A 14553-nucleotide genomic window follows, 5' to 3' on the forward strand; every position below is an offset into this window, starting at 1 on the left:
AACCACGGAGCGATAATCGATGCGCACATGGATTGGCATGATGGCCCTGGCTTGCGCGTTCAGCGTGCAAGCGGCCCCGAAAGTCGCGGTGACGGATCTGGCGTATCAGGAGCGAGTGGAGCAATACATCCACATCGTTTCGGCACAGAGCAACCACAGCCAGAGTTACTACGGCGCCAGCGGCTCTTCGAGTTACAACGAGATCGAAGCGACCAGCAGCTACATCGAGCAAGGCGAGCTGCGTAAATTCACCGGCGACATCAAGGGCGAGATTCTACGCACCGGCATGTTCCAGTTGGTGCAGGGCACGCCTTACACAGCATCGTCCAAAGGTGACGTGTATGACGTGATCAAGCGGATCAAGGCCGGCAGCTTCAAGGGTGCCGACTACGTGCTGTTCGGCACCGTGTCAGACATCGACTTCACCCGCGACATTAATGAGCTGGCCAACACCGATAGCTATTCGGCGGTGCTGGGGCTGACGCTGGTGGCGGACTTCAGCCTGATCAACACCAAGACCTTTGAGATCACCTCGGCCTTCACGGCGATGGGCGAAGGTCAGGACACCAAACTGGTGAATGGTCGGGACATCAAGATCTCGCTGAACCGTCCACGGGTGGTACGTGACGTGTCCAAGGCGCTGGGTGAGGATGTGGCTGCGCAATTGAGCCAACAACTCGGTGGCGGTGGTTACGAGCAGCCGGGGCAAGCGCCGTTGCGCAATAATCTGCCGCAGGATACGGCGCCGGTGATTCTGCGCTGATATTTCAGTAGGTACCTGTGGCCAAGGGACTTGCCTGTGGCGAGGGAGCTTGCTCCCGTTGGGCCGCGTAGCGGCCCCAAAACCATTCCTCCGGTAGTGTCAGGCAAACCGTGTCAGTCAGCTTTACGACTGCTACGCAGCCGAGCGGGAGCAAGCTCCCTCGCCACAAAAGCTCGCTCGCCACAATGAGAAAGGCGACCTGAAGAGGTCGCCTTTTTTGTGCCTGAAGGTTTACACCGCGGCTTTGCGCAGGGTCGCCATGAACGCCGCCGCGCCAATGAACAGCCCGGCAAAAGTACGGTTCATGCGTTGTTGCTGCTTGGGCGTGCGCAGCAAACGCAGCACCTTGGCCGCCAGCCCGGTGTAGCCGGCCATGACGATCAGGTCGACGCCGATCATGGTCACGCCGAGAATCAGGTACTGGGCCACCAGCGGCGCGTGGGGGTCGATGAATTGCGGCAGCACCGCAAGCATGAACACCAAGGCCTTGGGGTTGCTGATGTTCACCAGAAAACCGCGGAACACCAGCGCCATTGGCTTGCCGATCTGCCGGATGGCAGCGTCGTCGCTCATGTCATTGGGCAGCGCGCGCCATTGCTTGACCGCGAGGTAGACCAGGTAGGCCACGCCAAACCATTTGATCGCATAGAAAGCCGTGGCCGAAGCCGCGAGGATCGCCCCCACACCGGCAGCGACAATCGCGATCTGCAAGGCCAGGCCCAGTTGCAGGCCCAGAGCGTTCCAGTAACCGCGCCAGAAACCGTAGCGCAAACCGCTGGACATCGACGCAATGGCGCCGGCACCGGGAGAAAGGCTGATCACCCAGCAGGCGGCAAAAAACGCCAGCCATGTTTGAAGCACCATCGCACACCTCGACTCAGACTCGTGACAGACGTCTAAGCTAATGCGCCTTTGGGCCGATGACTACCGATTTTTTGCAGGACACGGCGACTGCCGACCAGCGTTTACGGCTTGAGGCCCCCTTCGCGAGCAAGCCCGCTCCCACATGGGATCTTCAGTGGACACAAAATTTGTGATGCACATCAATCCAGTGTGGGAGCGGGCTTGCTCGCGAAAGCGGTGTATCAGGCGACATCGATGCAGAAATTCAAAACCTACTTTTCGAAACCGTTCGAAGGAAACACATCCGTCCCACGCCAGCGTCGAACCGAGCGCTGGAAGAACAGGCTGTTGGGCACTTGCACCATGGCACTGCCGGTGCCGAGTTCTTCGGCTTCGATCAGCGTGGTGTAGAGCAGATTGATCGCCACCACCCGACCTTTGACGCCGGGCTTGTCGGTGGTATCCACCAACTCGACTACATCGCCGATACGAAACGGGCCGACGGTGAAGATCAGAATTGCGCATAGCAGGTTGGACAGCACGCTCCACATGGCGAAAAACGCCACGGCGGCCACCGCAACGAAACCGGACAACGCCGTCCAGAGCACCGTGGCCGACACACCAAGGCGTTCCAGCACGAAAATCAGCGCACTGCCCATTATCAGCCAGCGCAAACCACCGCGCAGCGGCATGAAAAACTGCGGCGGAAACGGATAGCGTTCGCCCAGGCGAGTCAGGCATTTAGCGACGACGCGCTGGGCGATATAACCGGCCAGCAGGATCAGCAGAATTTGCACGACCAGCCAGAGCGGCTCGCCCCACACAGCCGGCAACGGCAGCTTGAAGGCTTCCATCAGGACAGTGCCTCCAGCTCCGCCTGCATGCTTTCGAGCAATTCGAGCGCTTCCATCCAGGCTTCTTCCAGCTCGGCTTCACGCACCTTCAGCTTGGCCTGTTCAGCCAGCAGATCACGCAAGTCGTTCTTGCGCATCGGCTCGTAAATGTCGCTGTCGCCAAGGCTGGCATCGATCTTTGCCAGTTTCTCGTGCAGCTTGCCCAGCTCGGCTTCAAGCTTGTCAGCCTCACGCTTGTGCGGTGCCAATTGCTGACGCAACGCAGCGGCAGCCTGGCGCTGGGCCTTCTTGTCGGTCTTGTCCGGATTGACCGGGGTATTGCTGACCGGGGCATTGCGTTGACGGTATTCGACCAGCCAACGGGCGTAGTCTTCCAGGTCGCCGTCGAACTCCTCGACCTTGCCGTCTGCCACCAGATAGAAATTGTCAGTGGTGCTTTTGAGCAGATGACGATCGTGTGAGACCACCAGTACCGCGCCACTGAATTCCTGCAGGGCCATGGTCAGCGCCAGACGCATTTCCAGATCCAGGTGGTTGGTTGGTTCGTCGAGCAGCAACAGGTTTGGTCGATCCCAAGCGATCAATGCCAAGGCCAGACGCGCCTTCTCACCGCCGGAGAAATTCAGTACCGGCTCATCGATACGCGCGCCGCGGAAGTCGAACCCTCCGAGGAAGTCGCGCAGGGGTTGCTCCCGCTCGGTCGGCGCCAGGCGCTGCAAGTGCAACAACGGGCTGGCCTTGGAGTCGAGAGAATCCAGCTGATGCTGGGCGAAGTAGCCAACGACGGTGTTTTCACCGCGCGTCAGGCGACCGGCCAACGGCTCAAGCTCACCGGCGAGGTTTTTGATCAGGGTCGATTTACCCGCGCCGTTCGGGCCGAGCAAACCGATCCGCGCGCCGGGGGTCAGTTGCAGCTTGACCTTCTCCAGCACGGCTTTGTCGCCGTAACCCAGTCGAGCATCCGACAGGTCGATCAGCGGGCTGGAAATTTTCGTCGACTCGCGGAAGACGAAGTCGAACGGCGAATCGACGTGGGCGGCGGACAGTTCTTCCATCCGCTCCAGCGCCTTGATCCGGCTCTGGGCCTGACGGGCCTTGGTGGCTTGAGCCTTGAAGCGGGCGATGTAGCTTTCCATGTGCGCACGTTGCGCCTGCTGCTTCTCGTAGGCCTGTTGTTGCTGGGCCAGACGTTCGGCACGGGCGCGTTCGAAAGCGCTGTAACCACCGCGATACAGGGTGATCTTGCGTTGATCGACGTGGGCTACGTGATCGACCACGGCATCGAGGAAGTCCCGGTCGTGGGAAATCAGCAGCAAGGTGCCGGGGTAGCTTTTAAGCCACTCTTCGAGCCAGATGATGGCATCGAGGTCCAAGTGGTTGGTCGGTTCGTCGAGTAGCAACAGGTCCGAAGGGCACATCAAAGCCTGCGCCAGATTCAGACGCATCCGCCAGCCACCGGAGAAATCTCCTACTTGCCGATCCATCTGCTCGTTGGTGAACCCAAGGCCGGCCAGCAGCTTTCGAGCCCGGGCATCGGCGGTGTAGCCGTCGGCGCTGTCGAGTTCCGAGTGCAGGCGGGCCTGAGCGGCACCGTCATGGGCCGCTTCGGCTGCGGCGAGGTCGCGTTGCACCTCGCGCAGGCGCAGGTCGCCATCGAGCACGTAGTCGACCGCGATGCGTTCGAGCGTCTCGATTTCCTGGCGCATGTGGGCGATGCGCCAGTCGGCCGGCAGGAAGCAGTCACCCGAGTCCGGGTGCAGTTCGCCACGAATCAAGGCGAACAGGCTCGATTTGCCGGCGCCGTTGGCACCGATGAGGCCGGCTTTGTGGCCGGCGTGCAGGGTCAGCTCGGCGTCTTCTAGCAGACGTTGCGGGCCACGCTGTAAAGTGAGGTTCTGAAGTCGAATCATAATGGCGGCGGAGTCTACCAGCTTCGCTCGCAACTGGCGCGAGTAGCACTATGTCCTCTGACCTGTGGAGCTTTTCCCTTGGCACTTACGCCCGTCCCGACGTTGAAGATGCTTGCCTGCAATTACAGTCGAAGGGGGTGAACGTGTGCCTGCTGCTTTGTGGATTGTGGCTGGGACAGCGGAGTGTCGCCTGCAACGGGCAACGATTACAGCAGCTTCGCGACGTGGCGGAGCCCTGGGACGCGGAGGTCGTGCGACCGCTACGGGCGTTGCGTAGGCAATGGAAAGCCGGCGCGGCAGAAGACGCCGAACTGAAAACGTTGCGCGAACAAGTCAAAACCCTGGAACTGCAAGCCGAACGAGAGCTGTTGTTACGACTGGAGCATTCGGCAAAGAGCTGGCCGCAGGATGAGGCGACCGATCTATCGGCCTGGCTGGAAGGTGTAACGGCAGGCGCCGCCCACCTGGACCGCGACGCGCTGCATCAGCTGCGCGTCGCGGTAAGCAGCACTTAGGAAGCGCTGGTTGGGGTGGTTGCTGCGATCGATGCGGCGGCCGGCGTTGGCGCTGGCGTGGCTGTCGAGGTGGCTGCTGCTAAAGCAGACGTTGCTGCCGGAGCCGGGTTGGCTGGCTTGGCAACTGGCGCGGCGGCCGGCTTGGCGGCAACTGGTTTCTTCACCGCTGGTTTTGCAGCCGGTTTGGCAGCGGCAGGTTTGGCTGCTGGTTTCGCTGCGGCAGGTTTTGCAGCAGTAGCTGGCTTGGCTGCAGCAGGTTTTGCAGCAGCAGTTTTGGCAGCCGGTTTGGCTGCAGCTTTTGCAGCTGGTTTTGCAGCTGGTTTTGCAGCTGGTTTTGCAGCTGGCTTGACAGCTGTTTTAGTCGCGACTGATTTCGCGGCTGGCTTGGCAGCAGGTTTCGCAGCGGCAGTTTTTGCAGCTGGTTTTGCGGCCGGTTTGGCAGCTGCTTTCGCCGCTACAGTTTTCGCCACCGCGGGTTTAGCAGCAGCGGTTCTTGCAGCCGGTTTAGCGGCAGCTGTTTTGGCAGCAGCTGGCTTGGCAGCGGCTGGCTTGGCGGCAGGTTTTGCAGCCGATTTTGCAGCGCTTGCAGCGACTGTTTTTTTCGCCGCAGGTTTAGCGGCAGGTTTTGCTGCGGCTTTCACCGGTGCTTTGGCAGCCGGTTTGGCAGCAGACTTGGCCGGTGCTTTTGCAGCAGCCGGTTTGGCAGCGGCTTTCTTGGCTGGAGCCGCAGCTGGCTTGGCCGAACGCAGGGACAACGCCTTGCCGACAGCCTCTTGGACACGACCGACACCCTGGGCCAGTTTCAGGCTTTCTTGAGCATCGCGTTTGAGTTGCAGGATGTAGTTGCGCGTTTCGGACTGGCGATCCTTGAGGGCATCGAGCAAGTTCTCAAGTTCTTTCACCGCCTCCTTGGCCTTGGCTTGCGCCTTGGCTTTGCCGGCCGCCGCAGCGTCCTGCAATTTGGTCCGGGATTTGTGCAACTTTTCCTGTGCTTTTCCGCGCTGCTTCTCCAGTTTGGCGAGCAGTTTTTCAGCATCAGCCAAGGCTTGGGAACAAGCGTTTTCCAAATGCTCGAGCAGGCTGCCCGAGAGTTGTTGGAGTAAGTGCAACGGAGTATTTACTGGCTTCTTGGTGGCCGACATGGTTTACCTCCTGGCTGACGTGAATGCGGCTCATACTAGACCTCTGCTGCAACCGCCGCTAGGGCATGTTGACAGTATCGAAAGCACTACGTTGCAACGAAGTAAAAATGTTCTGTGCTTGCGCAAAACCAGTTCACCTTTGAACGCATTCACACTGGCATAATCCTGCGCATCTCAGGTCGGAGAGTGCCCATGTCGCGCTACCTATTTTTATCGCTGTGCGTGTTTTTTTCCGTGGCCCAGGCCGCCGAAAAAACCGCCGCAAATGACACTCACGATCTCGCTTACAGCTTGGGCGCAAGCCTTGGCGAACGCTTGCGCCAGGAAGTTCCGGACCTGCAACTTCAGGCCCTGCTCGAAGGTTTGCAGCAAGCCTATCAAGGCAAGCCGCTGGCACTGAAAGATGAGCGGATCGAACAGATTCTGGCTGAGCATGAAGCCCGGATTGCCATGCAGTCGCCTGAGCCGCAAAGCGAATTGGCGTTGGAAAACGAGCGACGGTTTCTCGTTGAAGAAAAAGCCAAACCCGGCGTTCGCGAACTGGCCGATGGAATATTGCTGACAGAGTTGGCGCCGGGCACCGGTGCCAAGGCCGGTCCGAATGGCAAGGTCCAGGTGTTGTATATCGGACGCCTGCCTGACGGCTCAGTGTTCGACCAAAACAGCGAGGCGCAGTGGTTCAGTCTGGATAGTGTGATCACGGGTTGGCGCAGTGCGTTGCAAAACATGCCGGTCGGCGCGAAATGGCGCCTGGTGATCCCATCGGCCCAGGCCTATGGTGCCGACGGTGCCGGCGACCTGATTGCGCCATTCACGCCGCTGGTATTCGAGGTCGAATTGCGCGGTGCTAAAAGCTGAAAACCGGAAACGAAAAACGGCGCGCATTTGCGCACCGTTTTGAGGGTGTTGCCGGATAAGGTTCAGGCTTGAACCGAATCCTCTTCCTTGTGAGCAGTGTGCAGCACTTCGATCAGGCAATCTTCCAGTTCGAAGCGTTCGTGCAACAAGCCACCCAGCTCCTTGAATTTCTCCGCGACACACTTGCCGGCGTCACACAGGTCGTTGAACGCCAGCAGATTCTCGGTGATGACGTCGATGCGCGGGTAAATTGTCTCGGCCAACTCCAGACCACGAGTATCACCGAACGCCTTGGCTTCGCCCGTCAGTTGTTCGTAGATCTCGAAATGCCCGGCAGACACGTAGTCGACCAGCACACCGCAGAATTCCTGCAACGGTTTTCGGTTCTCGCCCAAAGCTTCGGGCTTGGCGCCGAGAGCGTCATAGGCCCGAACCAGTTCGTGACGCTCCTGCAACCAGCGATCGATCAGCAGATGCACTCCACCCCAACGTTCCTGAGCATTCTGACAACTTTCGAGCATGGTGATTCTCTCTTCCCTTGTGGGTCATGCTGCTCTACACCTGTCGCACACTTGAAGATCAAGAATCGACCAGGCAGAGCGTCATTCGAGCAACATAAATCCAATGACACGTGCGGGCCAGATTATGCCCGCGCGCTTATGGCTTCAAGGTACGCAGGAGATAAAGTTCATACAAGTGTTTAATCACCCGCCAATGCCCGGTGCGACGACTCGCCGCTGAGCGGTCGCTGACACGCGATCCAGACAAGGCGCAGCAACTGATACCCGCCCAGAATCATCATCGCAACGAAGAACAGCAAACTCCATTCCGGGATGCTCAGGTCGAACAGCGTCCAGGAAATTTCCGCGCAATCGGCGGTTCCTTGGAACATTCGCTGCACGACACACAGCCAGGGTGTACTGGCGAACAAATCGGCCAGATCAGGCGAACATGTCGATAACTGATGCACCGGATCGCTCTGCAACACCACCTGCCGCCACGCCGTGATGGTGCCCGCCAGACTGCAGAACAGACCCAGCAACCAATACAGGAAGGATCCAAAGCGTCCAGGTCCCTGCACTGAAGCCGCCAGGCAGACACCCGTCAGCAGCGCCAGGCAAACCCGCTGCAACAGGCACAACCCGCAAGGCTTGAGGCCGACCGCATATTCCAGGTGATAGGAAACGCCCAAGGCCAGGGCACCTGCAATGAAAACCATGAAAAACAAGGAGCGTGAGCAGGCCAAAGACATGGCTTTTCCGTAACAGTAGAGACAGGCGGTTACGGTAGAGGAAAGCGCAGCAGCCTTTCAAGGCAGGCCCCCACGGACACTTCACCAGAAGTGTAGGGAATTCCCGACAGTGTCGAGAGGATTTGATGTAGTCCTCTGTAGGACTTTGCCAGCGAAGGATGACAACGCTGAAACAGTGGCGGATTCGAAGCGATTCCCGCCCTGTAGCAGCTGGCGCAGCCTGCGTTCGGCTGCGAAGCAGTCGTCATAAGTTTAACGTGCCCGCCTGATCAAACTGCGGCGTCTGATTTTGCGACTGCTGCGCAGCCGAACGCAGGCTGCGCCAGCTGCTACAGCGGGAATCAGGCGTGAGCCGGCACCGGCAGCGGTGCCGCCAGCAAACGCTCATCCAGTAGACCCAAGCCCTCCTGGAACAGCTGATTACTGCGTTCGGTGTCACCCAGTTGCGCCAGCAACCGCGCCAGCTCGGCGCAGGCTTCAGGGTTGCGCTGCACGCGCAGGCTGCTCTCCAGATAATCCCGGGCCTTGCCCCACAGACTGCTTTGCAGGCACAAACGGCCCAACGTCAGCAGCAGGCTCGGGTCGGCGGGATGATCCTTGAGCCAACCCTCGGCGGTGTGCAGTTGCCTGGCCGGATCGCTGCCGCGAACCAGCCCGTAAAGGCGTGCCAGATGGCTGTCGTATTTGCGCTTGAGGGCTGCACGCAGGACCTCCTCGGCCTCGACCTGTGCCCCTAGTTGCCGCAATTGCTCGGCATAGGCCAGCACCAGTTGCGGTTCCTGGCGCTGAGCGGCGGTGAGTTGCTGCCAGGCGCGATTGAGCGATTGCAAACCGACCGTTCCGTCCTCTTCCCGCTGCGCCGCCAACGAAAGATTTTCACCCCAGGCACGGCGCTCCAGCTCAGCCAGTTCGGCCGGTGGCAATACCTTGTCCTTGCGTAACTCCGGCAACAAGCGAATCACTGCCGACCAGTCGCCCCGCTGCTGAAGCAGGCGCTGCAACTGGCGCAGGGTCTGGACGTTATGAGGATGACGCTCGTGCATGGCTTGCAGGGTTACCAGCGCGCCTTCAGTGTCGCCGCGGTCAGTCTGCAACTGGGCATGGTTCAAGGCAATCGCCAGCTCGGCCTGGGGCTGCCGTTCGAGGGCGCGCTCCAGCAGGTTGTCGCTTTCCTCGTAGTGACCTTGTTCGTTCGCGGCGCGGGCGGCACCGAGGTAGTAGAGCAGCGGCTGGCGCTCGGCTTCCGCGGCGCGATACAAATGACGCTGCGCACTGGCCCAGCGGCCCTCGGCCAAATCCAGCTGACCGTGTTCTATCGCCACTTGCACCCGCCGACTGCGATTGCGCCGGGACCATGGATTGACCACTCCACCGGAAGTCGTCACCAGCTCGATCAGCGCCTTGATGCCCCAGAACACCAGCCACAGCACGGCCACCAAGGCGAGGGTTGCCCACAGGCTCGATTCGTAACGGAAAGTTTTGTAGGCGATCAGCACATAGCCAGAATGCTCGGCAATCGCCAGCCCCAGCGCGGCAGCCGCCGCGATGACCACGAACACGATCACATAGAGGCGCTTCATGGCATGGCCTCCTGCGTCGTGCTCGCGGCAGGTTTGGCCAGAGGTTTCACCGACTCCTCGGCGTTGACGTTGCGCCGCTCAAGATAGGCCTGGACCGTACTCAACGTGCCCGTCAGATCTGGCGTGATCACCGTGACTGGCTGCTTGCTCAACTCGGCCACCTGCTCCAGCATGACTTTGCTCTGAGGGTTGTCCGGGTTGAAGTTGCTCTTGAGCACGTCCCGCGCTTCGGCCAGCGCTTGGGTGTAAACCGCGGCCTGGCCATTGAGCGCGGCCCATTGCGCCTGCTCCAGCGCCAGGCTCAGGGCCAGACGCACCTGGCTCAAGCTCTGCCCTGCCAGCAACGGCCGGACATTCTTGTCGGCGTTGAAATCGATGCGGATATAACGCGAGATCTGATCCCACCATTGCGCCCAGCGACTGGCGCCGTCGCCATCAGCGGTCAGGCCCAGCAGGGATTCGCCACGATCCTTGTACTCAGGCGCCAGCTCGGTGAGGTTGATCACCTGATCGCGCAAGGCACCCAGTCGCAGGAACAACCCGGTGCGATCCGGCTGTTCGGTACTGCGCAGGGCTACCAGGGTTTTGGCCACTTGCTCGCGAGCGGCAAAAGCCCCGGGGTCGTTCTGTTCACGAAGAATTTCGTCGGCGCCTTGCACCAGAGCCTGGGCGCTGCTGATGTCCTGCAATGCCGACAGACGCAGGCTGGCCAAGCGCAGCAAGTGCTCGGCTTCGGCCAGACGCCAGTCCTTGCGGCTCGCGCCGAGGACGGTTTCCAGACGTTGATTCAGGCGTTGCTGATCGCCTTGGAGTTGAGTGACCAGACGACTGCGCGCGTCGAGCTCCTCGGCGGCAGGCATTTGCTCGAGGCGAGCCGTCAGGCGTTGCTCGTTGAGCTTCAAGCTCTGGGCCTGATCGTTCAGCGCCTGAACCTGACTCAACTGTTGCTGGTTATTGGCTTGCAGGTGACGCACCTGCCAGACTCCCCAACCGCCCACGGCAACACCGGCAGCGCCCAACAGCAGCGCGACGATTGCCAACCCATTGCCTCGGCGCTGCTCAACAGCAGGTGGCGCAGTTTCAACCGGTGCATCAGCCGGTGCATCAAGCACGGGCCGGACGTCATCTTTAGGCAAGGCTGTTTCGCTCACGTATCCATCCTTTGCATTAGAAAACGGGCACGGGGTGTTCCCGTAACGCCGCCAGCAAGGCCGCGGCACTGGCGCCACGACAATCCACAACTGTTTGGGCCCCGGCGGCGCGTGCCAGCTCGGCGACCCTGGGGCTTGGAACAAACAACGGCAGCCGCACCATGCTCGGCCAGGCATCGCCAGCCAATCGGTGCAGGTGCTCAAAACCCTGTCCACTGCTGACCACCAGCCCGTTCAAGCGTTCCGCCTTGACCCGGTCTGGCAGCGTTGCCGACGGGTACTGCGGCAAACCGCGTCGGTACAACTCCAGATACTCGACACTAGCACCAAGCTCGCGTAAACGCTCAGCCAGCAGCTCACGCCCACCCTCCCCGCGCAGGATCAGCACTCGCGGATCAGGGCCGGCAACAGCCTCGCGCAACGGCGCAAGCGCAAGCAAGGCTTCGCTGTCGTCGCCGTCGACCGGAAAGCTCACATCCAGCCCGCTATCCTCGAGGATCTGCGCCGTCGCCGCGCCCACGCTGAACCACTTCAGGCCCGGTGGCTGCGGCCAGTACTGGTTGAGCAGACTGACAGCGATTCTGGCGGCCGGCTTGCTGACCACGATCACCGCGCAATAGCTATCCAGGTTCTGAATCACTTCGCGCATTGTGTCAGAGGCGGGAATCGGCTCAATATCCAAAAGCGGCAAGCTGCTGCTGAAAACCCCCGCGTCGGCCAGCACACGGGCTAGCGCCGCCGATTCATCCGCAGGGCGTGTCAGCAACAGGCGCCAGCCAGTCACTCGTGCCCTGCCTCGCCATAGACTGCTTTCAGAATGTCGGCGGCGCCCTGGCTCAGCAGGTCCTCGGCCACTTGCACACCCAATGCCTCGGCATCAGCCCGTGGCGCACGGGCCTCGGCGCTGAGCAACAGGCCGCCGCTCGGATCACCCACCAAACCACGCAACCAGATCTGCTCGCCTTCAAGCACGGCGTAGCAAGCGATTGGCACCTGGCAGCCGCCATTCAGATGTTTGTTGAGGGCACGTTCGGCAGTAACACGAGTGGCCGTGTCCTGGTGATGCAGCGGCGCCAGCAGCGCGTGGATTTCAGTGTCGACGCTACGGCATTCAATACCGACCGCGCCTTGGCCACCGGCCGGCAGGCTGTCTTCGACGCTGATGGCCGAGGTGATGCGGTCTTCGAAGCCCAGGCGAATCAAACCCGCCGCGGCGAGGATGATGGCGTCGTATTCGCTGGCATCGAGCTTGGCCAGGCGAGTGTTGACGTTGCCGCGCAGGAAGCGGATTTCCAGGTCCGGGCGGCGGGTCAGCAACTGCGCCTGGCGACGCAAGCTGGAGGTGCCGACGATGCTGCCTGGCGGCAACTCAGCCAGGCTGGCGTAGGTATTGGAGACAAAGGCATCGCGCGGGTCTTCGCGCTCGCAGATGCAGAACAGACCGAGGCCTTCGGGGAAGTCCATCGGTACGTCTTTCATGGAGTGCACGGCGATGTCGGCTTCGTTTTCCAACAGCGCGGTTTCCAGCTCCTTGACGAACAGGCCCTTGCCGCCGATTTTCGACAGCGGCGAATCAAGCAGCTTGTCGCCGCGACTGACCATAGGCACCAGCGTCACGAGCAGGCCCGGATGGGCCTGTTCCAGACGAGCCTTGACGTATTCGGCCTGCCACAGGGCGAGAGCACTTTTGCGGGTGGCGATGCGGATTTCGCGAGAGGACATGGATCAATCCGTACTGAATAGATACGGCAGATAATAACAGCTCAGCCAAATCCGCTTTGACTTGTATCAGAAACTGCATGGCCTCCCTGGCCCTCAATGTCCGGTAATAGGGTAGAAACCCGGCCCCTAAAGCTGTTGCATCATTTTGCGCACGCCGGCCACATGGCGTCGACTGACGATCAGGGCATCGCCGTTCAGGCCTTTGAGAAACAGCTGGAAATGCCCCAGGGGCGTGCGTTGCAGCCGCTCGATGCGTTCGCGAGCCACCAGTGCATTGCGGTGGATCCGCACGAAACGGTCGCCAAATTCGTCTTCAAGGGCCTTGAGTGGTTCGTCGAGCAGCACTTCACCACCTTCATGACGCAAGGTGACGTACTTGTGGTCGGCGATGAAGTAGACCACCTGACCCAACGGAATCAGCTCGATGCCTTTTCGGGTGCGGGCGCTGATGTGGCTGCGCGGGCCGCTACCGGTTTCGGCCGCCGGGCGAGTCAAGGCCGCGAGCTGGACGCGATTGGGTCGCTCGGCTTTCTTTAATGCTTCGTGTAACTGTTCTGTGCGCACTGGCTTCACCAGATAGCCCACGGCGCTAGCCTGCAGGGCTTCCACGGCAAATTCATCGGGCCCGGTGCAAAACACCACGGCGGGCGGGGTTTCGCGTTCGCACAATCGTGCAGCCACTTGCAGGCCATCGAGGCCCGGCATGCGAATATCGAGCAGCACGATATCCGGTTTGTGACTGTCAATCAGTGCCAACGCCTCTTCGCCGTTCGTGGCGCTGGGCTCCAGGACATTGTATCCCTCGAGTTCGCCGACCATTCGGCTCAGGCGCTCGCGGGCCAGGGGTTCGTCATCAACGATCAGGACATTCATATTGCGCTGGATTCCTGCGTGAGTCTCGCACAAGGATAGCGTAGACAGGTGAAGTGACGTCCGTCACCGCGATCCACGCTAAGACTAGCGCGAGGGCCAAAAAGTGCCGCGAGACCGGCGGCTAAATTTTTATCTGCCGCGTGACTGGCGGCCCAGGCCCGCACTGGCGAGGCATCGCCGTAGGGTTTGCTGATACACAATATGAACACCCCTCTTCTCTCTATAGTCAGCTGCAGCATCGAGAAGTGCGCTGATCCTCTGTCCAACTGTAGACGGTTGCCGGGACGATATTGCTCAATTGAGAAATATCGTTGCGCAATTTCCGCATCGCTTGCTTCGAGCAGGGGTGCGCGATAAGAAAAAAACCTGTCGACCAGTGTCAGCGACAGGATTGGCAACCCTGTTATTATCCGCGTCAGCGTTTCACGCCATCTTTCTTCAAGCCGATACGAGCGAATTCATGAGCACTGACAAGACCAATCAGTCCTGGGGCGGCCGCTTCAGTGAACCCGTCGACGCCTTCGTCGCCCGCTTCACCTCCTCCGTCACCTTCGACCAGCGCCTGTATCGCCACGACATCATGGGCTCGATCGCCCACGCCAGCATGCTGGCCAAGGTCGGCGTGCTGACCGATGCCGAGCGCGACAGCATCATCGATGGCCTGAACACCATCCAGGGTGAAATCGAGGCCGGCCAGTTCGACTGGCGCATCGACCTTGAAGACGTGCACATGAACATCGAGGCGCGTCTGACCGACCGCATCGGCGTCACCGGTAAAAAGCTGCACACCGGCCGCAGCCGTAACGACCAGGTCGCCACCGACATCCGCCTGTGGCTGCGTGACGAGATCGACCTGATCCTGGGCGAAATAACCCGTCTGCAACAAGGCCTGCTGGAGCAGGCCGAGCGCGAAGCCGCCAGCATCATGCCGGGCTTCACTCACCTGCAAACCGCGCAGCCAGTGACCTTCGGGCATCACATGCTGGCCTGGTTCGAAATGCTCAGCCGCGACTACGAGCGTCTGGTGGACTGCCGCAAGCGCACCAACCGCTTGCCGCTGGGCAGCGCCGCTCTGGCCGGCACTACTTAC

15 protein-coding genes are annotated in these 14553 nt (G+C 60.6%); 4 read left to right on the forward strand and 11 right to left on the reverse strand.

Going from position 1 to position 14553, the window contains the following annotated elements; translation table 11 throughout:
- The first annotated feature begins 19 nt into the window (after positions 1–19).
- On the forward strand, positions 20–763 hold the full coding sequence (locus ACIPLA_RS27145; RefSeq protein WP_401177459.1) for a penicillin-binding protein activator LpoB: 744 nt from the start codon (positions 20–22) through the stop codon (positions 761–763).
- 231 nt (positions 764–994) lie between these two features.
- Here ACIPLA_RS27145 and ACIPLA_RS27150 read toward each other — a convergent pair whose 3' ends face one another.
- From ACIPLA_RS27150 to ACIPLA_RS27160, 3 genes are all read right to left on the reverse strand, one after another.
- Entirely contained in the window at positions 995–1627 is a 633-nt protein-coding gene (locus tag ACIPLA_RS27150) for a LysE family transporter (protein WP_218395377.1), read from the reverse strand.
- A 251-nt stretch (positions 1628–1878) separates the two neighbouring features.
- A complete protein-coding gene (locus ACIPLA_RS27155) occupies positions 1879–2460 on the reverse strand; it encodes a mechanosensitive ion channel family protein (protein ID WP_218395379.1) in 582 nt (193 codons plus the stop codon).
- Positions 2460–4370, reverse strand: a complete 1911-nt coding sequence (locus ACIPLA_RS27160; RefSeq protein ID WP_123500447.1) for an ATP-binding cassette domain-containing protein — start codon at positions 4368–4370, stop codon at positions 2460–2462. The genes ACIPLA_RS27155 and ACIPLA_RS27160 overlap by 1 nt, the downstream gene beginning before the upstream one ends.
- A 50-nt stretch (positions 4371–4420) precedes the next feature.
- Between ACIPLA_RS27160 and ACIPLA_RS27165 the strand changes: the two genes are divergently transcribed.
- Positions 4421–4885: a TIGR02444 family protein gene (locus tag ACIPLA_RS27165; RefSeq protein ID WP_218395381.1), complete on the forward strand. Its 465-nt coding sequence runs from the start codon at positions 4421–4423 to the stop codon at positions 4883–4885.
- Here the strand turns inward: ACIPLA_RS27165 and ACIPLA_RS27170 are convergent.
- Positions 4882–6027 carry an AlgP family protein gene (locus tag ACIPLA_RS27170; RefSeq protein WP_401177463.1) on the reverse strand — a complete coding sequence of 382 codons (1146 nt, stop codon included), beginning with the start codon at positions 6025–6027 and terminating at the stop codon, positions 4882–4884. The two genes, ACIPLA_RS27165 and ACIPLA_RS27170, sit on opposite strands and share 4 nt — an antisense overlap.
- 192 nt (positions 6028–6219) lie before the next feature.
- On the opposite strand from ACIPLA_RS27170, the gene ACIPLA_RS27175 reads away from it, so the two are divergent.
- Positions 6220–6885, forward strand: a complete 666-nt coding sequence (locus ACIPLA_RS27175) for an FKBP-type peptidyl-prolyl cis-trans isomerase (protein WP_218395386.1) — start codon at positions 6220–6222, stop codon at positions 6883–6885.
- A 62-nt stretch (positions 6886–6947) separates the two neighbouring features.
- Here ACIPLA_RS27175 and rsd read toward each other — a convergent pair whose 3' ends face one another.
- The 7 genes from rsd to ACIPLA_RS27210 form a co-directional block, all read right to left on the reverse strand.
- Complete coding sequence (rsd, locus tag ACIPLA_RS27180) at positions 6948–7406, reverse strand: sigma D regulator (protein ID WP_401177467.1); 459 nt, start codon at positions 7404–7406, stop codon at positions 6948–6950.
- Positions 7407–7585: 179 nt separating this feature from the next.
- Entirely contained in the window at positions 7586–8137 is a 552-nt protein-coding gene (locus ACIPLA_RS27185) for a disulfide bond formation protein B (protein WP_218395388.1), read from the reverse strand.
- A 341-nt stretch (positions 8138–8478) separates the two neighbouring features.
- Entirely contained in the window at positions 8479–9717 is a 1239-nt protein-coding gene (locus ACIPLA_RS27190; protein WP_192345016.1) for a heme biosynthesis protein HemY, read from the reverse strand.
- The gene (locus ACIPLA_RS27195) at positions 9714–10868 is read right to left on the reverse strand and encodes a uroporphyrinogen-III C-methyltransferase (protein ID WP_218395390.1); all 1155 of its coding nucleotides are present in this window, start codon (positions 10866–10868) and stop codon (positions 9714–9716) included. The genes ACIPLA_RS27190 and ACIPLA_RS27195 overlap by 4 nt, the downstream gene beginning before the upstream one ends.
- 16 nt (positions 10869–10884) lie before the next feature.
- Complete coding sequence (locus tag ACIPLA_RS27200) at positions 10885–11652, reverse strand: uroporphyrinogen-III synthase (RefSeq protein ID WP_218395392.1); 768 nt, start codon at positions 11650–11652, stop codon at positions 10885–10887.
- Positions 11649–12590: a hydroxymethylbilane synthase gene (gene hemC, locus ACIPLA_RS27205; protein WP_401177473.1), complete on the reverse strand. Its 942-nt coding sequence runs from the start codon at positions 12588–12590 to the stop codon at positions 11649–11651. The genes ACIPLA_RS27200 and hemC overlap by 4 nt, the downstream gene beginning before the upstream one ends.
- 126 nt (positions 12591–12716) lie before the next feature.
- Positions 12717–13463 (reverse strand): LytTR family DNA-binding domain-containing protein, encoded by a 747-nt coding sequence (locus ACIPLA_RS27210; RefSeq protein ID WP_007899317.1) that lies wholly within the window; start codon positions 13461–13463, stop codon positions 12717–12719.
- A 460-nt stretch (positions 13464–13923) separates the two neighbouring features.
- Here ACIPLA_RS27210 and ACIPLA_RS27215 point away from each other — a divergent pair.
- On the forward strand, positions 13924–14553 hold a 630-nt coding region (locus tag ACIPLA_RS27215), incomplete at its 3' end, for an argininosuccinate lyase (protein WP_401177476.1).

Source organism: Pseudomonas sp. NPDC086112, from assembly GCF_044746425.1.
Lineage (GTDB): Bacteria > Pseudomonadota > Gammaproteobacteria > Pseudomonadales > Pseudomonadaceae > Aquipseudomonas.